This window comes from Pseudomonas sp. SJZ078, from assembly GCF_007828255.1.
Taxonomy (GTDB): Bacteria; Pseudomonadota; Gammaproteobacteria; order Pseudomonadales; family Pseudomonadaceae; genus Aquipseudomonas.
The window spans coordinates 45357-67807 of sequence record NZ_VIUG01000004.1 but is presented as its reverse complement, the minus strand read 5'-3'; the positions used below and the strand labels follow the sequence as shown (position 1 = coordinate 67807).

21 protein-coding genes are annotated in these 22451 nt (G+C 61.5%); 6 read left to right on the top strand and 15 right to left on the bottom strand.

Annotation, left to right across the window (positions count from 1 at the left end):
• Window positions 1-180: 180 nt before the first annotated feature.
• A complete protein-coding gene (locus FBY02_RS05715) occupies window positions 181-1500 on the top strand; it encodes an MFS transporter (RefSeq protein WP_144924493.1) in 1320 nt (439 codons plus the stop codon).
• Window positions 1501-1621: 121 nt separating this feature from the next.
• Here FBY02_RS05715 and FBY02_RS05710 read toward each other — a convergent pair whose 3' ends face one another.
• On the bottom strand, window positions 1622-2380 hold the full coding sequence (locus FBY02_RS05710; protein WP_144924490.1) for a hypothetical protein: 759 nt from the start codon (window positions 2378-2380) through the stop codon (window positions 1622-1624).
• Window positions 2381-2720: 340 nt separating this feature from the next.
• Between FBY02_RS05710 and FBY02_RS05705 the strand changes: the two genes are divergently transcribed.
• Both FBY02_RS05705 and FBY02_RS05700 read left to right on the top strand, forming a co-directional pair.
• Complete coding sequence (locus FBY02_RS05705) at window positions 2721-2975, top strand: hypothetical protein (protein WP_144924488.1); 255 nt, start codon at window positions 2721-2723, stop codon at window positions 2973-2975.
• Window positions 2976-3148: 173 nt separating this feature from the next.
• Window positions 3149-3769 carry a flavin reductase family protein gene (locus tag FBY02_RS05700; protein WP_144924486.1) on the top strand — a complete coding sequence of 207 codons (621 nt, stop codon included), beginning with the start codon at window positions 3149-3151 and terminating at the stop codon, window positions 3767-3769.
• A gap of 68 nt (window positions 3770-3837) precedes the next feature.
• Here the strand turns inward: FBY02_RS05700 and FBY02_RS05695 are convergent, their stop codons facing one another.
• Together FBY02_RS05695 and FBY02_RS05690 are read right to left on the bottom strand one after the other, a co-directional pair.
• Window positions 3838-4071: a hypothetical protein gene (locus tag FBY02_RS05695; RefSeq protein ID WP_144924962.1), complete on the bottom strand. Its 234-nt coding sequence runs from the start codon at window positions 4069-4071 to the stop codon at window positions 3838-3840.
• A gap of 40 nt (window positions 4072-4111) precedes the next feature.
• Window positions 4112-4456 carry a putative quinol monooxygenase gene (locus FBY02_RS05690; RefSeq protein WP_144924484.1) on the bottom strand — a complete coding sequence of 115 codons (345 nt, stop codon included), beginning with the start codon at window positions 4454-4456 and terminating at the stop codon, window positions 4112-4114.
• 323 nt (window positions 4457-4779) lie between these two features.
• Here FBY02_RS05690 and FBY02_RS05685 point away from each other — a divergent pair, with 323 nt between their 5' ends.
• The gene (locus FBY02_RS05685) at window positions 4780-5709 is read left to right on the top strand and encodes an AraC family transcriptional regulator (RefSeq protein ID WP_144924482.1); all 930 of its coding nucleotides are present in this window, start codon (window positions 4780-4782) and stop codon (window positions 5707-5709) included.
• A gap of 154 nt (window positions 5710-5863) precedes the next feature.
• Here the strand turns inward: FBY02_RS05685 and FBY02_RS05680 are convergent, their stop codons facing one another.
• From FBY02_RS05680 to FBY02_RS05650, 6 genes are all read right to left on the bottom strand, one after another.
• Window positions 5864-6919 (bottom strand): ABC transporter ATP-binding protein, encoded by a 1056-nt coding sequence (locus FBY02_RS05680; RefSeq protein ID WP_144924480.1) that lies wholly within the window; start codon window positions 6917-6919, stop codon window positions 5864-5866.
• Window positions 6920-6934: 15 nt separating this feature from the next.
• Window positions 6935-7783, bottom strand: a complete 849-nt coding sequence (locus FBY02_RS05675; protein ID WP_144924478.1) for an ABC transporter permease — start codon at window positions 7781-7783, stop codon at window positions 6935-6937.
• Entirely contained in the window at window positions 7780-8688 is a 909-nt protein-coding gene (locus tag FBY02_RS05670) for an ABC transporter permease (protein WP_144924476.1), read from the bottom strand. Before FBY02_RS05670 ends, FBY02_RS05675 begins: the two co-directional genes overlap by 4 nt.
• A gap of 275 nt (window positions 8689-8963) precedes the next feature.
• A complete protein-coding gene (locus FBY02_RS05660) occupies window positions 8964-10067 on the bottom strand; it encodes an ABC transporter substrate-binding protein (RefSeq protein WP_144924474.1) in 1104 nt (367 codons plus the stop codon).
• A gap of 216 nt (window positions 10068-10283) precedes the next feature.
• Window positions 10284-11732: an aldehyde dehydrogenase family protein gene (locus FBY02_RS05655; protein WP_144924472.1), complete on the bottom strand. Its 1449-nt coding sequence runs from the start codon at window positions 11730-11732 to the stop codon at window positions 10284-10286.
• Window positions 11729-13366: a 5-guanidino-2-oxopentanoate decarboxylase gene (locus tag FBY02_RS05650; RefSeq protein WP_144924959.1), complete on the bottom strand. Its 1638-nt coding sequence runs from the start codon at window positions 13364-13366 to the stop codon at window positions 11729-11731. Before FBY02_RS05650 ends, FBY02_RS05655 begins: the two co-directional genes overlap by 4 nt.
• A 114-nt stretch (window positions 13367-13480) precedes the next feature.
• On the opposite strand from FBY02_RS05650, the gene FBY02_RS05645 reads away from it, so the two are divergent.
• Entirely contained in the window at window positions 13481-14362 is an 882-nt protein-coding gene (locus FBY02_RS05645; RefSeq protein ID WP_144924470.1) for a LysR substrate-binding domain-containing protein, read from the top strand.
• A gap of 54 nt (window positions 14363-14416) precedes the next feature.
• Here FBY02_RS05645 and FBY02_RS05640 read toward each other — a convergent pair whose 3' ends face one another.
• Window positions 14417-15436 (bottom strand): alpha/beta fold hydrolase, encoded by a 1020-nt coding sequence (locus FBY02_RS05640; RefSeq protein WP_144924468.1) that lies wholly within the window; start codon window positions 15434-15436, stop codon window positions 14417-14419.
• 182 nt (window positions 15437-15618) lie between these two features.
• Window positions 15619-17931, bottom strand: coding sequence for a 5-methyltetrahydropteroyltriglutamate--homocysteine S-methyltransferase (gene metE, locus FBY02_RS05635; protein ID WP_144924466.1), 2313 nt, complete (start codon window positions 17929-17931; stop codon window positions 15619-15621).
• Window positions 17932-18040: 109 nt separating this feature from the next.
• Between metE and metR the strand changes: the two genes are divergently transcribed.
• Window positions 18041-18958 (top strand): transcriptional regulator MetR, encoded by a 918-nt coding sequence (metR, locus tag FBY02_RS05630; RefSeq protein ID WP_024780930.1) that lies wholly within the window; start codon window positions 18041-18043, stop codon window positions 18956-18958.
• 248 nt (window positions 18959-19206) lie between these two features.
• On the opposite strand, the gene FBY02_RS05625 is transcribed toward metR, so the two are convergent.
• From FBY02_RS05625 to FBY02_RS05610, 4 genes are all read right to left on the bottom strand, one after another.
• On the bottom strand, window positions 19207-19704 hold the full coding sequence (locus FBY02_RS05625) for a GNAT family N-acetyltransferase (protein WP_144924464.1): 498 nt from the start codon (window positions 19702-19704) through the stop codon (window positions 19207-19209).
• A complete protein-coding gene (locus tag FBY02_RS05620; protein WP_144924462.1) occupies window positions 19701-20339 on the bottom strand; it encodes a LysE family translocator in 639 nt (212 codons plus the stop codon). The genes FBY02_RS05625 and FBY02_RS05620 overlap by 4 nt, the downstream gene beginning before the upstream one ends.
• Window positions 20340-20344: 5 nt before the next feature.
• Window positions 20345-20773: an NUDIX domain-containing protein gene (locus FBY02_RS05615; protein WP_144924459.1), complete on the bottom strand. Its 429-nt coding sequence runs from the start codon at window positions 20771-20773 to the stop codon at window positions 20345-20347.
• Window positions 20774-20948: 175 nt separating this feature from the next.
• On the bottom strand, window positions 20949-22316 hold the full coding sequence (locus FBY02_RS05610) for an HD domain-containing phosphohydrolase (RefSeq protein ID WP_144924457.1): 1368 nt from the start codon (window positions 22314-22316) through the stop codon (window positions 20949-20951).
• Between the last annotated feature and the right edge of the window lie 135 nt (window positions 22317-22451).

The following is a 22451-nucleotide window of genomic DNA, read 5'->3' as shown; positions in this document are numbered from 1 at the left end:
AGCTCCAAGGAATAAGCGGATTTCCGCCCACCCAAAACTTTAAACAAGCAATTTTCCGCTCATCCAAACCAACCACCCCCTCTAAACCGGCCCTCAACCAACTGGCACAGCTCCTGCTATAGCCCTGTCAGGCTGCGTTCCTACGCGCTCCACAAAAACAATTAAACGAAGGATCCTTCAATGGATAACTCCAACGCCCTGCCCCTCGGGTCGGCTGCCGTGCCCGCCCGCGAAAGAACCACCGCCAGCCGGATCAAATCGATCTTCAGCGGTTCGGTCGGCAACATGGTCGAGTGGTATGACTGGTACGTCTACGCCGCTTTCTCGTTGTACTTCGCCAAAGTCTTCTTCCCCAAGGGTGACACCACCGCCCAGTTGCTCAATACCGCCGCGATTTTCGCCGTGGGCTTCCTGATGCGTCCCATCGGCGGATGGTTGATGGGCCTCTACGCCGACCGCGCCGGTCGCAAGCGGGCGCTGATGGCCTCGGTCTACCTGATGTGCTTCGGCTCGCTGATCATCGCCCTGAGCCCCGGTTATGAAGCCATCGGCGTCGGCGCACCGATCCTGTTGGTCTTCGCCCGCTTGCTCCAAGGCCTGTCGGTGGGCGGCGAGTACGGCACATCGGCGACCTACCTGAGCGAAATGGCGACCAAGGAGCGTCGCGGCTTCTTCTCCAGCTTCCAGTACGTGACCCTGATCTCCGGCCAGCTCATCGCCCTTGGCGTGCTGATCGTATTGCAGCAGTTCCTCACCAGTGACCAGCTATACGCCTGGGGCTGGCGCATTCCGTTCGCCATCGGGGCCTTGTGTGCGATCGTGGCGCTGTACCTGCGGCGTGGCATGGAAGAAACCGAGTCATTCACCAAGAAGGAAAAAGCCAAGGAAAGCGCCATGCGCACCTTGCTGCGCCATCCGAAGGAATTGATGACCGTGGTCGGCCTGACCATGGGTGGCACCCTGGCGTTCTACACCTACACCACCTACATGCAGAAATATCTGGTGAACACCGTCGGCATGAACATTTCCGACTCCACCACGATTTCCGCCGCCACGCTGTTCCTGTTCATGTGCCTGCAACCGGTGATCGGCGGGCTGTCGGACAAGATCGGGCGCCGGCCGATCCTGATTGCCTTCGGCATCCTGGGGACGCTGTGCACCGTGCCGATCCTCACCACCCTGCACACCATCCAGACCTGGTGGGGGGCGTTTTTCCTGATCATGGCCGCGCTGATCATCGTCAGCGGCTATACCTCGATCAACGCGGTGGTGAAAGCCGAGTTGTTTCCCACTGAAATCCGCGCCTTGGGTGTCGGTCTGCCATATGCGCTGACCGTATCGATCTTCGGCGGCACGGCTGAGTACATTGCCCTGTGGTTCAAGAGCATCGGCATGGAGACGGGCTATTACTGGTACGTGACGGCGTGCATCGCGGTGTCGTTGCTGGTGTACATCACCATGAAAGACACCCGCAAGCATTCGCGGATCGTGACGGACTGATGGTGCTCCGACAGTCACTGCTTGGGTGACTGTCATGGCCCTTTCGCGAGCAAGCCCGCTCCCACAGGATTTACGCTGAACCTGTGGGAGCGGGCTTGCTCGCGAAGGGAACGACTCGGTCTTAGCTCAACTCCGCCGCACGCTCCCGGTCGCCATAACGATTCTGCGCATACGCCGCTCCAGCGATCATCACCACCAGTATCCCCGCCAGCACCGCCGACGAACCGATGGTGCCGAAGTCCAGACCGCCCTGTTCATGGGATTTGGTCATCAGGTCACCCAGCGTTGCTCCCAACGGACGGGTCAGCACGAACGCGATCCAGAACAACACCACTGTCGAGATGTTGGTGAGGTACTTGAGCAGCACGACCAGGGCAATGGTCGAGCCGATCAGCAATGCACCGCCGCCAAACCCAAGACCCGAATCATCCGCTAGGTAGTCGCCAAGCGCCGTGCCCAGGGTGTTGGAAAACAGGATCGCCATCCAATAGAACATCTCGCCACGGAAGGTCTGCACCTTGGTGACATTGAGCGAATCGCCGCTCAGGCGCCAGGCCGCGAAGATCGCCAACAGAATCGCAATCAGGATCATCGACCCGGTGGCGTAGCCCAGTTCCAGGGTGCGATCCATGAAGTCGGACATGGTGGTGCCGGCGGTGCTGGTGGACAGAATCACAATCCAGTACAGCAGCGGCTTGTAGGTCTTGGCCATCAACTGCGTGACCAGGGTCAGGACGAACACGCTGATCAGGATCAGCGAGCTGAGGGCATAACCAACATCGAGGGTCATCGACAGCAAGTCCCCTGCGGTTTCGCCCAGGGTCGTCGCGCAGATTTTCATGACCCAGAAGGCCAGGGTGATTTGAGGCAGTTTATTCATCTCAGGCAAAGCTCCAATGTGAGGCGACCGCCCTTGGGTACAGGGCTTGGAGAAAGGCTGGCGTTCTGCCGGTGAAAAACAGGTCGGCAATACATGAAAAATCTGTCACATCCGTCTGAGCTCGAATTAATCGCCGATTAATGTTGGCTTGGCATCCTCATCTCACTTGAATCGATACGTTCGCGATCTTCGCAGTGGCGAGTAACGCCTGATGCGTCTCGACCTTAATATCGAATTAATCGATTCTTTTTAGCATTATTTTGCGCTTTTTAATCAAGTTTGCATGAGTAGAATTAAACCCATGCAAGACACGCCCCCTCAACGATTCGGAGTTACGACCATGAAAACCAAACTGATCCTTGCCTTGACCCTGTCCGTACTGGCTGCCAACACCTTCGCCGCCGACGGTTTCGAGCGTACCGGTTCGGCTATCGCCGCCGATGGTTACGAGCGCACCGGTGCCGCCACCGTTGCTGCAGATGGTTATGACCGTACCAACGGCGCTACCGTCGCTGAAGATGGCTTCGACCGTACCAATGGCGCTACCGTCGCTGAAGATGGCTTCGACCGTACCAATGGTGCCTCCATCAGCTGATTCTCCAAAGGCGTCCTTACAGCCCGGCTTCGGCCGGGCTTAGTCATTCAAGCCCTGGCAAGCGCCATCCTGATGTAAAAGAATTCCTGCCAAGCCCCTGCGGTACTGACAAAAACGACACGGCCCGGCACTATTCTCGAATCCCACCCATCCCCCAGGATTTGAGCACTTCCATGCCCGACGATATCCACTATTACGAACCCGCCAACGGCCATGGCCTGCCCCACGATCCGTTCAACGCCATCGTCGGCCCACGCCCTATCGGCTGGATCTCTTCCCAGGACGCCGAAGGTCGCCTGAATCTGGCGCCCTACAGTTTCTTCAACGCGTTCAATTACGTACCGCCGATCATTGGTTTTTCCAGCGTCGGGCGCAAAGACAGCCTGAACAACATCGAACAGACCGGCGAGTTCGCCTGGAACCTGGCCACACGCCCGTTGGCCGAGCGAATGAACCAGAGCTGCGCGATGGTCGCGCCCGAGGTCGATGAATTCGAATTGGCGGGGCTGACACCAGCGACGTCACGGGTGATCCAGGTGCCGCGGGTGGCGGAAAGTCCGGTGTCCTTCGAATGCAAGGTCACCCAGATCATTCAGTTGCAGCGAGCGGACAAGAGCTTGGTGCCGAGCTGGCTGATCCTTGGCGAAGTGGTTGCGGTGCATATTGCCAAGTGGCTATTGAAGGACGGCGTCTACGACACGGCCGCCGCCGAACCGATCTTGCGCGGTGGCGGGCCGGCGGATTACTTCCAGTTGGGGGCTGAGGCGCTGTTCAGGATGCATCGCCCGCAATAAAGGTACACAACCCCTGTGGCGAGGGGATTTATCCCCTCGCCACAGAAAAGCTCTATGGCTGATTAGGGTTACCAGAGCAACCCACCCTCTTCATTGACGCCCTTCAGACGGGTCAACTGCACAGCGGCAGCTTCATCGGCCTTGGCAGCCGTCTCGAAATGCTGCTTCTCAAGTAGCTTGTTGAAACGCGGCGCACCCGAGCCACCGATGGCTTTAGTGGCGATGGCCGCATAATAGCCGCCACCCTCCCGGGGCATGACGGCGGAAACAGCTTCAAAGGGTCCAAAGACTTTACGTGCCATATTGCGCATCCTGGCGATGAGATGGGCGGTCATTAAACCTTCATCCGGCCAGTTTGTGTACCGTCGCCAAAGTCGCCTGGACGGCGGACACTTCCCTGAACGTATGAAAATCCAGGCTGCTGACCACCAGGTCCTGCACCAGCTCGGCGAAGATCCCCATGGCCGGGGAATCGAAGTACGCATCCATCGCCTGCTGATCGACCCAGAGTCCGGACATCAGCCACAGATCGGCATCGCATTGCGATTGTTGCAAGGCAAAGTGCACACAGCCGGGGGCTTGGCGCGAAGGCGCGATGAGTTTGCTCAGTCGCGCGCCCAATAATTTGGAGCTTCCGGCGCGGGCCCGCACAAAAGCCATGTGACTGACGGGGATCTGTGTAGACATGTTCAACCCTCCCAGGTCATCCATTGGGCAGCCGGGGACAGCTGCGACAGGATTGAAGGTTAAGCGTCGCGACGCCAGGGTCGTTAGTCGATTTCTGCCGACGCCTTGCACAATCCTGCGCAAAAGTAGATCGCGAAGCGGCAGCGCGTCGATTGGAACCGACAAATTTGAGACAAAAGGTTTCAAGCAAGTTTCGGCCCCATTGCAACGATCCGGCACGATGGCCGTGCAGGATCAGGCAAGCTTTCAACAGGATGTGACTACCACCGCGCCTTGCACAAACATAAGCTTTGTCCATCGCTTCTATTTCCGAGGATCCTGGCATGTCGCCGCTCGACCACGCCCACGTCCCCCTGGACCCGCATCTGGAACAACAGCGCGCCGAACTGGCGTCGATCATCGACCGCAATACCTGCGAAGACGGCAGCTACACCACGGCCATCGGCGCATTGAATCTGTCTCGTCACAGCAAGCCCCATAAATTCGCACCGGTGCTGGCGCAACCGGCGCTGTGCATCATGGCCCAGGGCAACAAACAGGTGCGGCTGGCGGACGAACTGTTCAACTACGACCCGCTCCATTACCTGGTGGTCTCGGTGTCGATGCCGTTGAGCGGGTGCATCGCCGACGTTTCGCCGGAACACCCGATCCTGGCCCTGCGCCTGGACATCGACCCGGCGGAAATCACCGCGCTGATCGCCGATGCCGGCCCGCTGGGCGTGCCAACCCGCCCCGCCGGCCGAGGCCTGTATGTCGAACGCCTGGACACTTCGATGCTCGATGCGGTGCTGCGCCTGGTACGCCTGCTGGACCACCCCAAGGACATCACCATGCTCGCGCCCTTGGTACGACGGGAGATTTTGTACCGACTGCTGCGCAGTCCCCAGGGCTACCGGCTGTACGAAATCGCCATCGCCAACAGTCAGAGCCATCGCATCGGCCAGGCAATCAAATGGCTCAACGGTCATTTCGAACAGCCGTTGCGCATCGACGAGCTGGCCCGGGAAGTGAACCTCAGCGTCTCGACACTGCATCATCGCTTCAAAGCCATGACCGCCATGAGTCCACTGCAATATCAGAAACAATTGCGTCTGCAGGAAGCCCGGCGACTGATGCTGGCCGAAGGGCTGGAAGCTTCGGCGGCGGGGTATCGAGTGGGTTATGAAAGCCCTTCGCAATTCAGTCGCGAGTACAGCCGGTTGTTCGGGGCACCGCCGCTGCGGGATCTGGCACGGTTGCGGTTGTCGGTTTGAGCTGGGATTTTGATTGCCCTACCGGCCTCTTCGCGAGCAAGCCCGCTCCCACATGGGATCTTCGGCGAACATGAATTCTCTGTTCACCACCGATCAATTGTGGGAGCGGGCTTGCTCGCGAAGAGGCCAGCCCGGGCAACCCATCTCTCAAGAATCAGGCCCTCAGCAACCGACACGCCTCAGCCGGTAAGGTCACCGATACCGCATGCCCGATGCCCAGATCCATTCCCTGGCAAGGCGTACTCAGCGCAGTGAATGAAACCCCGGAACACTCCACCGTGGTTTCGATGGTCGCGCCAATGTCACGCACAAATGTCACCTTGCCCAGCAAGCGGTTACCCGCTGTGGCCTGAGGAGCAGACAGTTGCACGTCTTCCGGGCGCACCAGCAACTTGATTTTCTCGCCAACAATGGGGCTATGGCTGGCCGGCACATCCAGCGCGTCCCCGCCCGGCAGGCCGACACGCCCGGTACCCAGGGTGGTCGCAGGGAAAATATTGCCTGAGCCAATGAAGTCGGCAACGAACTCGTTGGTCGGGTACCGGTAGATCTCGATCGGCGTGCCGACCTGCTGCACCCGGTGCTCGCCCAGCACCACCACGATGTCGGCCATGGTCATGGCCTCGCGCTGGTCGTGGGTCACCAGAATGGTGGTGATGTTCAGCCGCTGTTGTAGCTGACGGATTTCCACCTGCATCGATTCACGCAGCTTGGCGTCGAGGGCCGACAGCGGTTCGTCCAGCAGCAGGATCTTCGGCCGCGCGGCAATCGCCCGGGCAATCGCCACACGCTGACGCTGGCCGCCGGACAATTTCGCCACGGGCCGGTCGATCATGGCCTGGAGCTGAATCAGTTCCAGCAGCTCCACCACCCGCGCCCGCTGCTCGGCCTTGCCCACGCCGCGCAGTTTCAGTGGATAGGCAATGTTCTCGCCGACGGTCATGTGGGGAAACAACGCCAGCGATTGAAAGACCATGCCGAAATTGCGCAGGTGCGCCGGGGTATGACCGATGTCATCGCCATCCAGGCGGATCTCGCCGCCGCTGAGGCTTTCCAGGCCTGCGATCATCCGCAGCAGCGTGGTCTTGCCACAGCCCGAAGGCCCGAGGAAACACACCAGCTTGCCCTCGGGCAAATGCAGGTTCACGTCCTTGACCGCGCAGGCCGAGCCGTAGTGCTTCTCGACGTTTTCCAGTATCAGTCCAGTCATGTCTTCACCTCGAAATCAAAAGGAAACGCCGCCCTCGCCCACCAGCTTCTCCAACGCCCAGATCAGCACGAAGTCGATCAGCACGATGAGCACGGCAAACGAAAAAACGGTGGGATCAAGCGACGACACGGTGCGGCTGTACATCCAGATCGGCACGGTCATGACGTCGACGGTGTAGAGAAAATAGGTCACGGTGAATTCGTTGAACGAGACAATGAATGCCAGGAGCATCCCGGCAAGGATTCCCGATTTCATCAACGGCACCACCACATCGCCGATGGCCCGCTGCGGTGACGCCCCGAGCATCCGCGCGGCTTCCTCGACTTCGCTGCCGATGCCGAGCATGGCGGCGGTGCAGTTCTTCACCACGAACGGCAGGGCAAGGATGACGTGGGCAATGACCAGCCGTGAGGTGGTCATCTGGAAGGGCAGGCTGTCGAATACCAACAGCAGGGCCAGGCCCAGCACCACCATGGGGAATACCAGCGGCAGCGACATCAGTTGCAGCGCCACGGCCTTGCCGCGAAATTCACAGCGGGTCAGTGCATAGGCCGCCGGTACCGCGATCAGGGTGGCGAAGATCATGGTCAGGCACGCCACCAACAGACTGGTGCCCATGGCCTGGCCCAAGCTCAGTACGTCACTGGTATCCGGGGAGACGAAGGTCTGCCAGGCGGCTCGATACCATTGCAGGCTGTAGCTGCTTGGTGGGAAATCCAGGTTCGCCGCGCCGCTGAACGACATGACGATCATGGTCAGGATCGGCAACACCGCCAGCAACAGAATGAAACCCGACAGCAGCCCCGCGATCCGACCGGTTTCACCGGGCAACAGCGACTGGCGTTTTTGGCTCAACGCGCTCATTGAGAAGCCTCCAGCATCCGCCGACGGCGGCCGGTGAAATATTCGGACAGGGTCATGATCAGCAGCGTGGTGACGATCAACACCACCCCGGCGGCGGACGCGGCCGGCCAGTTCATCAGCGGGGCAATCTGGTCGTGGACCATCACTGCCAGCATCGGCACTCGCCTCCCGCCCAACAACAACGGTACGACGAAGCTGCTGGCGTTGTAGGCGAACACCAGTGTCGCGCCGGTGATGATGCCCGGCAGGCTCATCGGTAGCACCACCTGACGAAACACCTGGAAACGGCTGGCGCCAAGGGTGGCAGCCGCCTCTTCATAGCTGCGGGCCACCCCGCGCATGGCGCTGGCGATGGGCAACACGGCCAGGGGGAACGCGGTCTGCACCAGGCCCATCAGCACGCCGTTCTGGTTGTACAGCCACATGATCGGCCGCTTGATCAGCCCCAGGCCCGTCAGCGCCTGGTTGAGCATGCCGGCCGGGCCGAGGATTACCAGCCAGCCGTAGCTTTGCAGCAGCAGGTTGACCAATAACGGCAACAGCACCGCGGCCAAGAACACCCGTCGCAACAATGGCGAGGACAAACGCGACATGGTGTAGGCCACGGGAATCGCCAGTAGCACGGCAATCACCGCGCTGATCAGCGCCAGGCGCAAAGTCAGCAGCAGGGATTTGAGGTAATAGGGTTCCAGCAATTGACCATAGCTGGCCAGGCTGAACCCACTCCACTCCGCGCCCTTGGTGCCGACGCTCATGCGCAATACCAACAGACTGGCGGCAATCAACACGCCGAGAAACAGCATCGACGGCGACAGGAAAAACCACGCCCGCGTCGTGGGCGAAATACTCCGGCTGGAACGCACTGGCGCAACGCTCTGCGGATGAGTTAAAGGTTGGTGTTCCATGGCAAGGTCTCGTCAGTGGAAAACGACAGCACAAACACAACTTTTTACTGTGGGATTACTGTGGGAGCCGAGCTTGCTCCCACATTGGATTGTGGTGAACGCAGTATCCATTAACACCATGGAACCAATGTGGGAGCGGGCTTGCTCGCGAATACGGCGGCACAGGTGACATCTCCATCAACTGATCCACCGCTTTCGCGAGCAAGCCCGCTCCCACATTTGGATCTCCGGACGACCGCAGAATCCATGCGTTCCCAGTCACAATGTCCTTCAACTCATGAAGAGAAAATCTCCGTATACCGACGAATCCACTGGTCATGCACCGTCGCCAGGAAGGCGTTGTCGTGCATGATCGCTTTCTCGGCGATTTGCTCCGGAGTGAGGATGTACGGGCTCTTGCGCGCTTCGGCGGAGATGATGGCCTTGGCGTTGACCGGGCCGTTGAAGATGTCTTCGGCCATCTTGCCCTGCACCAGCGGGTCGAGGGAGTGGTCGATGAAGGCGTAGGCCAGGTCGGTGTCGCCCGGGCGGTTCTTGGGCATGACCGAGAGCATCAGGTCGGTGTAGAAGCCTTCCTTCATGCCGAACGTCGCCCCCAGGCCATAGGCCGGGTCGCGGATCTGCTTGGGGAAAAACGCCGGTGCATACAAGCCGCCCATGTCCAGGGAACCGGTGCGGAACAGTTCGGCGATCTGATTCGGGTTTTCCCCCAGGGTCACCACCCGCTCCTTGAGTTCGGCGAGTTTCTTGAAGCCCGGTTCGATATTGTGTTCGTCACCGCCAGCCAGCTTGGCAGCGATGATGATCAGGTCCATGGCCTCGGTCCAATTTGGTGGCGGTAGGAAGATGTTCGGCGCCAGGTCGGCGTCCCAAAGCGCGGCGTAACTGTCCGGCGCCTGCTTCATGGTGCGAGTGCTGTAGACCAGGCTGTTGCACCACAGCAGGTAGCCGATGCCATGGCCGCCGGCACCTGTGCGGTATTGCGCCGGCACGTCCACCAGATTGGGGATGCGGTTCAGGTCCGGCTTTTCCAACAGGCCCGCCGCAGCCAGGCCCTCGGCGCCGACGCCGGCCAGGGTGATGATGTCGTACTGCGGCCGGTCGCCACCGGCCTTGAGCTTGGCAACCATTTCCGAGGTGCTGCCGGTGCGATCGGCGATGACCTTGGCGCCGGTCTTGGCCTCGAAGGTCGCGGCGATGTTGCGCAACGCCGCCAGCCCGGTGTCGTCGGACCAGGTCAGCAGGCGCAGGGTCTTGCCGACGAATCGCGTATCGCTGGCCCGGGCGCTGATGAAAGGCACACTCATGGCGGCGGCCGCGACCGACACTACGCTTGCGGTTTTGATGAATTGACGTCTGTTCAGATCATGCTTGCCCATGGAGGACTCCCTTTGTTCTTCTAAGTATGAGGTGGCTCAAAACCCTTGCGCCCGCGCCGCTGGAAACCGGTCAAAGCCCCGTATTGCAAGGGCTTGGTCGCTATCCAGGGCTATCCTGAGGTCGTGCAAAATCCCTGACTATCGAAAAAAACTCATTGAAGCCATGTTCCTGGCGCATGCCTTTTTTCGAGGCATGCGTGACCCGATAACGTGCTGTCAGACCGCCCGGATCACATGCTTGATTTCCTGGAACGCGGCCAGTCCCCACGGCCCCAGCTCGCGGCCCAGGCTGCTCTGCTTGTAGCCGCCCCAGGCCGTTTGGGGAAAGATCACCTGGGGCGCGTTGATCCACACCAGGCCCGCCTGCAAAGCGTTGGCCACCTGCTCGGCAGCGTCGGAATCACGGCTGACCACGCTGGCCACCAGACCGAAACGACTGTCGTTGGCCTGGGCGATGGCCTGTTCCACACCGCTGAAACGCCGTACGCACAGCACCGGTCCAAAGATCTCCTCGCACCACAACGCACTGTCCAAGGGCACGTCGGTGAAGATTGTCGGCTGCAAAAAAAAACCTCGCGCCAGATGCGCCGGGCGCTGACCACCGCAGACCAGGGTCGCCCCGTCACTCAAGCCGCGGTCGATGTGCCCGAGTACCCGCTGGTATTGCGCCTGGTTGACCAGCGCGCCCATCTCCACATACGGGTCGAACGGATCGGCCACGCGGATCGCCTCGGCGCGAGCCTTGAGCCGTTGCAGGAATTCATCGGCCAACTCATCGGCGACCAACACACGACTGGTGGCTGAACACATCTGCCCGGCATTGAAAAAACCGCCGCCACAGGCCAGCTCCACCGCCAGTTCCAGGTCGGCATCGGCCAGCACCAACAGGGACGATTTGCCGCCCAGCTCCAGGCTCACGCCCTTCACCGTTTCCGCCGCCCGTTGCATCACCTGCACACCCACCGCGTTGCTGCCGGTGAAGGAAATCTTCGCCACTCGCGGATCCGCCGCCAACGGAGCGCCAACCGCCAGGCCGGTGCCGCACACCAGGTTGAACACGCCGTCCGGCAAGCCACACTCGGCAATGATCGAGGCCAGTTCCAGCTCCGGCAACGGCGTGACCTCCGACGGCTTGAGCACCACGCAGCAGCCGGCGGCCAGGGCCGGTGCGAGTTTCCAGGCGGTGGTGACCATCGGGAAATTCCACGGCACGATCAAGCCGACCACACCGCAAGGTTCGCGACGCAGGCGGGCGCTGAAATCATCGCTGGGCAGGGCAAGCGAACTGTCCTGCCGGAGGTCCAAGCCTTCGGCCAGCTCGGCGTAGTATTCGAAGGTCGCCACCACATCATCGACATCGATGGCGGCCTCGAACAACGGTTTTCCGTTGTTGCTCGATTGCAATTGCATCAACTGCTCACGACCGGCCCGCACGCCAGCGGCGATTCGGCGCAGGATCGCGCCACGCTCGGCCCCCGTCGTTTTCGACCATGGGCCAAAGGCCTGGATCGCGGCGTCCAGGGCTTGATCGACCGCGCGTTCATCACCGCCCTGAACAGTGGTAAGCAATGCCTCGGTCGCCGGGTTGATCACCCGCAAATACTGCTCACCGCAAGACCACTGGCCGTTGATGTACAGCCCCTCCATTACCGTAGGAAGCGTCATTGCGACACCCCGCTCATCCAGCGCGCCTGATCGATTTCTATCAGCGTCGGGCCTTGCCGGTCTCTGGCCGCGAGCAGTGCGGCTTGCAGCTGCGCCACTTCATCGATGGTTTCGGCCGCGCAGCCCAAGGCCTTGGCGACACCGATGAAGTCCGGGGTATAGATGTCCACGCCCACCGGTTCGATGGCGCGGTTGACCATGTACTTCTTGATCTCTTCGTAGCCTTGGTTATTCCACAGCAGCACAATCACCGGTACCCGCGCCTCCACGGCGCTGGCCAGTTCCGGCAGGGTAAATTGCAAGCCGCCGTCACCGATCAGGCACACCACCGGGGGGCGGCCATGGCCCTGGTCCTTGCCGCCAAGCCAGGCGCCAATCGCCGCCGGCAACGCATAGCCGAGGGTGCCGTAGCCAGTGGACGAGTTGAACCAGCGCCGCGGATGCTCCGGGTTGAACGTCAGGTTGCCGGTGTACACCGGTTGGGTGGAGTCGCCGATGAATACCGCCTCAGGCAGCGTTTGCAAAACGCTGTCAAGAAAAACGCTCTGGGCGCGAACCGCAGCGTCCCAGCTGCCTTCCAGCTCAGTACGCAACCGCGTAGCACGAACAGCGCCCCAATCGTTGCTGCGCTCGGCCAAAGGCTGTCGGTTCAACTCGTCAAGCAAGGCCCGGGCGGCGGTGCGGGCATCGGCCACCAACGCCAGGCGCGGTGGATAGTTGCGCACGGTCTGGTCCGGGTCGATGTCGATGCGCAGCAGCGCACCTGGGAGCTCGAAGCCACCAGCGAAGGTGATGTCGTAGTCGGTTTCGGCCAGTTCGGTGCCGATGGCCAGCACCACATCCGCTTCGGCGACCAATGCGCGGGTGGCTACCAGGCTCTGGGTAGAGCCGATCAACAAGGGGTGACGGGACGGTAGCAGGCCCTTGGCGTTGATGGTCAACGCCACCGGTGCCCCCAAGCGTTCGGCCAGTTCGGTCAATTCGGCGGCGGCGTCGATGGCGCCACCGCCGGCCAGGATCAGCGGCCGCCTGGCCGAGGCCAGCATCGCCGTCATCTGTTTCACCGCTCCCGGCGCGGCACCGGCGCGATCGATGCTCACAGGCGTGCTGGCGAGCCAGGCATCGGCATCCTCGACCAGGACGTCCAAAGGGATTTCGATGTGCACCGGCCGCGGACGCCCGGCCTGGAACACAGCGAAGGCCCGGGCCAGTACGCTGGGCAATTCAGCGGCAGACATCAGCGTGTGGGAAAACGCCGCGACCCCGCCCACCAGCGCAGCCTGATTCGGCAATTCATGCAACTTGCCGCGTCCGCCACCCAGCTGGCTGCGCGATTGCACGCTGGAGATCACCAGCATCGGGATCGAATCGGCGTAGGCCTGGCCCATGGCGGTGGTGATATTGGTCATGCCGGGGCCAGTGATGATGAAACACACGCCGGGTTGACCGCTGACGCGGGCGTAACCGTCGGCCATGAAGCCGGCGCCCTGTTCGTGACGCGGCGTCACATGGCGAATGCTTGAACGGGCCAGTCCGCGATACAGCTCGACGGTGTGCACGCCGGGAATGCCGAACACCTGCTTCACGCCATAGCCTTCGAGTAACTTGACCAATACTTCGCCACACGTTGCCATTGCCACTGCCCTTCTTCTTGTCTTGGAATGGCCTCATTGAACGGTGTGGCCATAGCGGCAACAATGGATAAAAAGTCATACTAGCCATGTCCCCACGTCATGGCTTGGCTGCAAATGAAACGACTTCCCCCGCTTCCAGCGTTGCACACGTTTCTGATCACGGCCCAATGCTGCAACTTCACCCGTGCCGCCGAACAACTGCACATTACCCAGGGCGCGGTGAGCCGGCAGATCGCCGGGCTGGAGGAGCATCTGGGTTACGCGCTGTTCCAGCGCCAGGCCCGCGGACTGAGCCTGACGCCTGAAGGGGCGGCGTGGTTGCCTCGGGTACAGCAGGTGTTCCGCTTGATCGGCGACGCGGTGGAGCAGATCGGCGAGAAGCGCCAGACTTTGCAACTCAAGGCACCGACCTGTGTGATGCGCTGGTTGCTGCCGCGCTTGTTGCAATGGCAGAAGGAACGGCCGGACGTGCCGGTGGAACTGACTACCACCGTCAGGCACGGCGTGGACTTCCAGCGCGAGGCCTTCGACGCGGCCGTGGTCTATGGCCCGCCACCCGACACCTCATTGGCGTGCTTGCATCTGTTCGATGAGCAACTGACGCCGGTCTGTTCCCGCTCGGTGCTGGAGGGCTCCGTGCCGCTGCGCGAACCCGCCGACTTGCAGCAACACCTGCTGTTGCACCCCACCTGCGATGAGCGCGACTGGACGGCCTGGCTGGATGCCGCCGACGTGCACTTGAGCAATGTCAGCAAGGGCCAGCACTTCGAAACCCTGGACCTGGCGATGTCCATGGCCTCACAGGGCACCGGCGTAGCGATAGGTGACTGGTCGCTGATCGGCGATGACCTGAGCGCCGGGCGGTTGGTGATGCCGTTCGAGCTGAAGGTCAGGACCGGGTTGGGTTATCACCTGGTGTTCCCGCGCAGGGCCCAGGCATCGGGGCCGTTGCAGGAATTGATGGGGTGGTTGGTGGAGCAGGCCCAAACTCGATAGGTGTTGCAGCAAGCCCCTGTGGCGAGGGGATCACTACAACCTTCGAATCCTCTATCAAAGCAGATTCGGCGCCTGCGCCGGTTCGACTTGCGCCCAATGCGAGGTGTCTTCGCGATGCTGTTGCAGGTAAGGCAACACCGCCCCCAGTAATGGTTCCTTGAATGCTTCCTGAAAACGATGGGCCAGGCCCGGGATCAATTTCAACTGACTGCCGCGGATATGCGCGGCCAGATGGACGCCATGCATTACCGGTAATAGCGGGTCGGCGGTGCCATGGACCACCAGGGTCGGCACCTGCAATTGATTGAGCAACTCGACCCGACTCGGTTCGGCCATGATCGCCATGATCTGGCGTTGCACACCCTCGGGGTTGAACGCCCGATCGTAGGCCACAGCCGCCTGATGCAGCAGCGCCTGGCGGTCATCGACCACCATGGGGCTGCCCAGAGCGGCCAGCAGGTCAGCCTGCTGCTCCAGCGCCACCTCGCGATTCGGCGCACTGCGTCGGGACAGCAATCGCACCAGCGTTGCGCTGGGCGCCGGTAACCCAGCGGCGCTGGAGCTGGACATTATCAGGGTCAGGCTTTCAACCCGTTGCGGCGCCATGGCCGCCATGTGCTGGGCGATCATGCCGCCCATGCTTGCCCCCAGCAGATGAAAGTTCTGCACGTGCAACGCATCCATCAATCCCAGGCCGTCATTGGCCATGTCGGTGAGGGTATAAGGCGCGTCGACCGTCAAACCCAGTTTGTAACGAAGCGCTTCGAACGTCAGGTTGGCGCTGCCCGGCGCCTGCCGCCAGGTGGATAAACCCACGTCCCGGTTGTCGTAACGGATCACCCGAAAGCCCTGCTCGCACAGGGCGACCACCACCTCATCCGGCCAATGGATCAATTGCCCGCCCAGCCCCATCACCAGCAACAAGGCCGGATCGGAAGCACGACCGATGCTCTGGTACGCCAGGCTCACCTGTTCCAGATCGACCCGTCGGGTCGGGACGTTGACATCACAACGAGACGCCGCAATAGACTGCAGACCGAACAACAGGACGGCCAGGAAAATAAACACACGCATGAAGAAACACCAAAACGCAGAACCCCAGTAGAGCGCGAGTCTGATGAAATTCGTTGAAGCGCGCTGCCACAGTTGCGTGACAGTTTGATGAAGATTGCCGAAAGGCCAGACACCTCACTTTTGTGGCGAGGGGATTTATCCCCTCGCCACAAAAGTGTTCACCTGCAGAGGAGTCGAACCGCTCAGGCCAACTGCCCACGCAGTTGCCTTGCCGCCGCGACCATGTTCACCAGCGCCGCTTCGGTTTCCGGCCATGCCCGGGTCTTCAGGCCGCAGTCGGGGTTGATCCACAGGTGTCCAGCGGGAATCCGCTTCGCGGCCTTGTTCATCAACCCGACCATTTCGGCCGTGTCCGGCACCCGCGGCGAATGGATGTCGTAGACACCCGGGCCGATATCGTTCGGGTAGTCGAACGCTTCGAACGCCTCCAGCAGCTCCATGTCCGAGCGTGAGGTTTCAATGGTGATGACGTCAGCGTCCATGGCCGCGATAGCCTGGATCAGATCATTGAACTCGCTGTAGCACATGTGGGTATGGATCTGGGTTTCGTCACGCACACCCGATGCGCTCAAGCGGAAGGCTTCCACCGCCCAATCCAGGTATTGCTGCCATTGCTCGCGCCGCAACGGCAGGCCTTCGCGAAAGGCCGCCTCGTCGATCTGCACGATGCGGATCCCGGCCGCTTCCAGATCCATCACTTCGTCACGCAGGGCCAGGGCGAGTTGCTGTGCCTGGACCCGACGCGACACGTCTTCGCGGGGGAACGACCACATCAGCATGGTCACGGGGCCGGTGAGCATGCCCTTCATGACCTTGTCGGTCTGGTTTTGCGCATAGCGGATCCAGTCGACGGTCATGGGCTTCGGCCGGCTGATGTCGCCGTAGATGATCGCCGGCTTCACACATCGCGAACCGTAGCTCTGCACCCAACCGAAACGGGTGAAGGCGTAGCCGTCCAATTGCTCGGCGAAATATTCCACCATGTCGTTGCGCTCGGCTTCGCCATGGACCAGCACATCCAGGCCGAGGCGTTCCTGGATCTGCACGGCGTGACGGATTTCGGTGTGCATGGCGTCCTGATAGTCGTTGGCCGACAGTTTGCCCTGCTTGTAGGCCTGACGCGCCAGGCGAATCGCCGGGGTTTGCGGGAAAGAGCCGATGGTGGTCGTGGGAAAGGCCGGTAATTTCAGGCGTTCCCGCTGCCGTTCGATGCGCTGGGCAAACGCTGAACGCCGCTGGCAGTCCTGCGGCTTGATGGCCGCCAGCCGGGCCTGGACCTCGGGCTTGTGAATGCGCGTCGAAGCGGCGCGGCTCGCCTGCACCTTGCGACTGGCGGCCAGCGTCTGTTGTACGCCGGGGGCTTGCGGATCGTTCAAGGCGTCACGCAACACCGCCACTTCGCCACACTTCTGCACCGCGAAGGCCAGCCAGCTTTTGAGCTCGGGGTCGAGCCGGTCTTCACGCTCCAGGTCCACCGGGCTGTGCAGCAACGAGCACGACGTGCTGACCCAGAGGTTGTCGCCAAAGCGTTCCTGGGCCGGCTGCAATTGCGCCAGCGCCTGTTCCAGTTCGCAGCGCCAGACGTTACGGCCATTGACCAGGCCCACCGAGAGGATCTTGTAGGTCGGCAGGCGATCCAACACCTGGCCCAGTTGCTCCGGCGCGCGTACCGCATCGATGTGCAAACCATCCACCGGCAGGCTCACGGCCAGGCCGAGATTGTCTTGCAGGCCACTGAAATAAGTCGCTATCAGTTTCTTCAGCGGCGAATACTGAAGGATGTGATAGGCCCGCTCGAAGGCACTGCGCCAGGCCAGGGGCAGGTCAAGGGTGAGGATCGGCTCGTCGATCTGTACCCACTCCACGCCTTGGGCCTTCAGGCGATTGAGGATTTCACCGTAGACCGGCAGCAGGCGCTCCAGCAGCTCGAGCTTGTCGAAATCCCGCCCCTTGGCCTTGCCCAGCCACAGATACGTCAGCGGACCGATGATCACCGGTTTGATCCGGTGCCCCAGGACATGAGCCTCGTCCACTTCATCGAACAGCTGTTCCCAGCTCACGGCGAAGGTCTGGTCGATGGAAAACTCCGGGACCAGGTAGTGGTAGTTGGTGTCGAACCACTTGGTCAGTTCCTGTGCATGTTGGGTCTGGCCGTGGTCGGCATCGCAGCAGGTCGGCGTGGCGCCCCGGGCCATGGCGAACAGGGTATCGAGGGTCGGTCGGCCTTGGAGGTTCAAGGTGTCGTGAAATCGCGCCGGCACCGCACCCAGGGTCAAGGTGTGGCCGAGCACCTGGTCGTACCAGGCGAAATCCCCTACCGGCAGCAGGTCGATCCCGGCATCTTTCTGCAGTTGCCAGTGCCGGGCCCGCAGTTCACGACCGACGCTCTGCAACGCGGTCGGTGCCAGATCGCCCTTCCAGTAGGCTTCGAGGGCTTTCTTCAGTTCGCGGTCGGCGCCGATGCGGGGAAAACCGAGGGTGTGGGCCAGGGCCATGGTAAGAGTCCTCCTGTAAAAGATGACGCCATTGTCGACAGCCGACCCCACATGAGACAAACTCAACCTTTTCGTGTTGATCACAAGTTTTCTTCATGGAGCAACTTCGGTGCTTGAACTCCGCCACCTCAAGACCCTGCACGCCCTGCGCGAAGCCGACAGCCTGGTAGAGGCCGCCGAACGCCTGCACCTGACCCAGTCCGCCCTTTCCCACCAGTTCAAGGAGCTGGAAGAGCGCCTGGGGATGCAATTGTTCGTGCGCAAGACCAAACCGGTACGGTTCACCAGCGCTGGCCTGCGCTTGTTGCAACTGGCCGACGCCACCTTGCCGTTGCTGCGCAGCGCCGAGCGGGACATCGCCCGGCTGGCCGGTGGCACCGCCGGCCGTTTGCACATGGCCATCGAATGCCACAGCTGTTTCCAGTGGCTGATGCCGACCATCGACCAGTTCCGCGATGCCTGGCCGGAAGTCGAACTGGACCTGGCCTCGGGCTTTGCCTTCGCCCCGTTGCCGGCCCTGGCCCGCGGCGACCTGGACCTGGTGGTGACGTCCGACCCGCTGGAACTGGCGGGCATCACCTACGTGCCGCTGTTCACCTATGAAGCGATGCTCGCCGTGGCCAACCAGCATCGGCTGGCGGGCAAACCCTATATCGTGCCCGAAGACCTGCTCAGCGAAACCCTGATCACCTACCCTGTGGAGCGCGACCGACTGGACATCTTCACCCGCTTCCTCGAGCCGGCCGACATCGAACCGGCCCAGGTCCGCACGTCCGAACTGACGGTGATGATGATGCAGTTGGTGGCCAGCGGCCGGGGCGTCTGCGGCATGCCCCACTGGGCCCTGCATGAATACAGCTCACGGGGTTACGTGAAAGCCAAGCGGCTGGGGGAGAAAGGCCTGTTCGCCACACTGTACGCGGCGGTTCGCACCGACATGCTCGACGCACCGTATATGCGCGACTTCCTGTTGACGGCCAAGGACACGTCGTTTTCGACGCTGGATGGGGTCAGTGCGGTTCGCTGATACAGGAAGGTCGCTATCGCGAGCAGGCTCGCTCCCACAGGGAACGGTGGTGGGCTCAGATTCCGAGTACACCCACGATCCCTTGTGGGAGCGGGCTTGCTCGCGAAGAGGCCGTGCCTGCCGCCACAAGTGGCACTGACCCACCGCCTTCGCGAGCAAGCCCGCTCCCACACTGGATGTTGTGGTGGGCACAAATTCTGAGTACACCCGCGAGTCCCTGTGGGAGCGAGCCTGCTCGCGATGGGGCCTTAGAGCTCACGCCACATGTGGATCTTGTCGAGATACCCGTCATCCACTCGTATCGCCATCGGCTCCAGGCCATAGAGCACGAAACCGCAACGTTGATAGAGCTTGAGCGCCGGATCGTTGCCCGCGGTGACGGTCAGTTGAACCAGGCGCAAGAAGCTATGCCGACGAGCTTCGTCAAGCGCGGCCTCCAGCAATTGCTGGCCAAGCCCACGGTGACGATGGTCATCGACGACATACATGCCGAACAACGTCGCCTTGTGCCGGGCTTTCTGCCGCGGCTCCAGAGACAGGCCGACGATACCGGCCAACTCATCCTCGACGAACGCCCCCAGCACCACCTCGAACCGGCTGGTCAGGCGAGACTCCCACCAGTTCATGGGCATCGTCGCCCGCTCGCTGACGCTGGAGGTGAAGGCCTGTGGATGCAGCCCATAGGCCTGGAGCATCAGCTCGCGATAGGCCGATGCATCGCCGGCCCGCAGCCGCCGGATGTTCACGCGGCCCGCCGTTGCTCAAGCATCAACCGCAGCGCCAGCGCGCCCAGAACGAACCCCATGAAATAGCGCTGCAGCGCCAGCCAGGTGGGATTGTGGACGAACCACGCGGCAATACCCGCGGCGAACAGGGCAATCAGCAGGTTGACGCTGAAACTGACGCTGATCTGGACCAGCCCGAGAATCAGGCTCTGGGTGAACACTGAGCCATGTTCCGGGCTGATGAACTGGGGAAATACCGACAGGTAGAACACCGCAATCTTCGGGTTCAGCGCACTGGTGAGAAAGCCCATGGTGATCAACTTGCGCGTCGAGTCCGCGGGTAGCTGCTGTGCCTGGAACGGCGAGCGAGCACCCGGTTTCACGGCCTGCCAGGCCAGCCACAACAGGTACAGCGCACCGGCCCATTTCAGGACTTCATAGGCCATGGGCACGGCCAGGAACACCGCCGTCAGCCCCGCCGCCGCTGCGAATACATGCACGAAGAACCCCGCCACCACCCCCAGCAAGGAGGTAACCCCGGCCTTACGGCCCTGGCAGATCGAACGGGAAATCAAGTAGATCATGTTCGGGCCGGGCGTAAGCACCATCAGCAACGCGGCGGCGGCAAACACCAGCAGGTCCGGCAAGGGAATCATGTGAGTCAGTCCTTGAGGCTTGGGTGCGACAGCTCTGAGGTTCGATAAAACGGCAGGATCACCTCACCTGTCAATGGTGCCAGCGGCAACCCGCCGTCGCCGGCCGGGTCGATCCAGCGAACCTCTTCAATTTCGGCAGCAGGGAGCACAGCGGTGTCGATGATCAACAGGAACACCTCGGCCTGGACGACAAAGCCCGGCTCGTTGGCGGCCGGCGCGCTGAACGGGCCCAGGTAGCGAGCCTGTGCCGGATCGATTGTCAGTCCCAGTTCTTCCTCCAGCTCCCGGGCCAGGGCCTGGGCCGGTTGCTCGTGGGGCTCGATCTTGCCGCCCGGCTGCATGAAGGCCCGGGTACCGCGCTTGCGCACCAGCAGGGTCCGACCGTCCGGCCCGATCAGCAGGGCGGCGGCGATATGGATGAGGAGGGTGGTCATGGATGTCGGCCTTGGCGGAAAAATGCCGAGGGAGATTACAGACCACAATGGACTCAACACAAATCCCTGTGAGAGCGGGCTTGCTCGCGAACGCGGAGTGTCAGGTCATATAGATGCAACTGATACACCGCCTTCGCGAGCAAGCCCGCTCCCACAGGTTGATTTGCAGAAGCCCTCACCCCAACATCGGCTTCGGCGCCGAAGGATCCAGCTCCTCCTCGGGTGTCTTGACGAACACGCTGTACCGGGCCCCTTCCATCGCTTCGAAGGCGATGAGTTTCTCCACCAAGGGACCGCTCAATACCTTGCCGGCATTGAGCAACAGCATGCCGTTGTCGGCGTTGAGGTTGCGGGCCAGGACCATGCCGGCGGCCAGTTCGCGGGTGTCCATGACTTTCACCGTCGGGTCGGACAGGGTCACGTCTTCCAGGTACTCGCCACACGCCTTGATGAAGTCCTCCACCATGTTCGGGTCATACAGCTTGCCGGCGTATTTGCGGATGTAGACCAGTGCCTCGTCGCTGTTCATCTGCCGTTCGAGAATCAACCCGCGCTGCAACTCGATGAAGTCCACCGCCAGCTTCAACAGCCTGGAACCGAACGGAATCGCCTCGCCCTTGAGGTGATCGGGGAAACCACTGCCGTCCCAGCGTTCCTGGTGATGAAGAATGATTCGCGCCGCGTCCTTCATCGGGTCCAGGGTCATCAGCAGCGACTCGCTCTGCTTCGGATAGGAGCGATACAGGTCCAGTTCGTTGTGATGCAACATGTCGACCGGCGTGACCATCATGTTATCGGTCCAGCTCAGCTTGCCGATGTTGTAGAGCGCCGCGGCCATGGTCAGGTCGCGGTCGGTGGACTCGTCGAGAAAGTGCAGCCGGCTATAGACCCGGATCAGTTCGATGATCTGCCGGTTGGTCTGCTTGGCCTTGGGCAGGCGCAGGTTGGCGATCAGCGAGAACACCTCGGTGCCGGTCACATAGCTGCGCTTGAGCTCTTCATAGGCCAGGTCGAGCATGTCGGCGGTCTGCTGCAGCTCGGCGGTACGTGACGCCACGCGCTTTTCCAGGGTGGCGTTGAGGGTCTTGAGCTGCTGATTCTGCTCGCGGTTCAGCGCTTCGAGGCGCTGGCGTTCGCTTTCCGAATGCTGGTGGGCCAGGGCCTGGCGCAGGGCCTGTACCAGTTCATCATCGTTCCATGGCTTACTGAGGTAGCGATAAAGCCCCCCTTCGTTGATAGCCTTGGTCATCATGTCCACATCGGCGTAGCCGGTGAGCAGGATGCGCAGGGTCGACGGATAGAGCTTGCGGATCTGGGCCAGCAGCGTCGCACCGTCCATGTTGGGCATGCGCGCATCGGTCATCACCAGATCCACCGGCCTTTCCTTGAGGATTTCCAGGGCCTTGGCACCGCTGTCGGCCAGCAGGATTTCATAGGGCTGACTGCGCAACAACCGACGCAGGCTATTGAGAATCGACTCTTCATCATCGACCAACAGCACCGTCGGCTTCATGACCGGAACGTCCGGCGATTGATCTTCCATTACTACCCCCTCCTGTAAGACGACTACAGTTCTACCTTACCCCCAAATGACAGGCTAGTAGATCGCAAGAATTTAGACATGATTTGCCATCACTGACCGAGCGCATCCCGATCAGACGACTATGCTGTACCCCAT

Bases quoted from the DNA above. Each gene is read 5' to 3' on its own strand.
- FBY02_RS05715 (WP_144924493.1), top strand. From the start codon at position 181: ATGGATAACTCCAACGCCCTGCCCCTCGGGTCGGCTGCCGTGCCCGCC.
- FBY02_RS05710 (WP_144924490.1), bottom strand. From the start codon at position 2,380: ATGAATAAACTGCCTCAAATCACCCTGGCCTTCTGGGTCATGAAAATC.
- FBY02_RS05705 (WP_144924488.1), top strand. From the start codon at position 2,721: ATGAAAACCAAACTGATCCTTGCCTTGACCCTGTCCGTACTGGCTGCC.
- FBY02_RS05700 (WP_144924486.1), top strand. From the start codon at position 3,149: ATGCCCGACGATATCCACTATTACGAACCCGCCAACGGCCATGGCCTG.
- FBY02_RS05695 (WP_144924962.1), bottom strand. From the start codon at position 4,071: ATGGCACGTAAAGTCTTTGGACCCTTTGAAGCTGTTTCCGCCGTCATG.
- FBY02_RS05690 (WP_144924484.1), bottom strand. From the start codon at position 4,456: ATGTCTACACAGATCCCCGTCAGTCACATGGCTTTTGTGCGGGCCCGC.
- FBY02_RS05685 (WP_144924482.1), top strand. From the start codon at position 4,780: ATGTCGCCGCTCGACCACGCCCACGTCCCCCTGGACCCGCATCTGGAA.
- FBY02_RS05680 (WP_144924480.1), bottom strand. From the start codon at position 6,919: ATGACTGGACTGATACTGGAAAACGTCGAGAAGCACTACGGCTCGGCC.
- FBY02_RS05675 (WP_144924478.1), bottom strand. From the start codon at position 7,783: ATGAGCGCGTTGAGCCAAAAACGCCAGTCGCTGTTGCCCGGTGAAACC.
- FBY02_RS05670 (WP_144924476.1), bottom strand. From the start codon at position 8,688: ATGGAACACCAACCTTTAACTCATCCGCAGAGCGTTGCGCCAGTGCGT.
- FBY02_RS05660 (WP_144924474.1), bottom strand. From the start codon at position 10,067: ATGGGCAAGCATGATCTGAACAGACGTCAATTCATCAAAACCGCAAGC.
- FBY02_RS05655 (WP_144924472.1), bottom strand. From the start codon at position 11,732: ATGACGCTTCCTACGGTAATGGAGGGGCTGTACATCAACGGCCAGTGG.
- FBY02_RS05650 (WP_144924959.1), bottom strand. From the start codon at position 13,366: ATGGCAACGTGTGGCGAAGTATTGGTCAAGTTACTCGAAGGCTATGGC.
- FBY02_RS05645 (WP_144924470.1), top strand. From the start codon at position 13,481: ATGAAACGACTTCCCCCGCTTCCAGCGTTGCACACGTTTCTGATCACG.
- FBY02_RS05640 (WP_144924468.1), bottom strand. From the start codon at position 15,436: ATGCGTGTGTTTATTTTCCTGGCCGTCCTGTTGTTCGGTCTGCAGTCT.
- metE (WP_144924466.1), bottom strand. From the start codon at position 17,931: ATGGCCCTGGCCCACACCCTCGGTTTTCCCCGCATCGGCGCCGACCGC.
- FBY02_RS05620 (WP_144924462.1), bottom strand. From the start codon at position 20,339: ATGATTCCCTTGCCGGACCTGCTGGTGTTTGCCGCCGCCGCGTTGCTG.
- FBY02_RS05615 (WP_144924459.1), bottom strand. From the start codon at position 20,773: ATGACCACCCTCCTCATCCATATCGCCGCCGCCCTGCTGATCGGGCCG.
- FBY02_RS05610 (WP_144924457.1), bottom strand. From the start codon at position 22,316: ATGGAAGATCAATCGCCGGACGTTCCGGTCATGAAGCCGACGGTGCTG.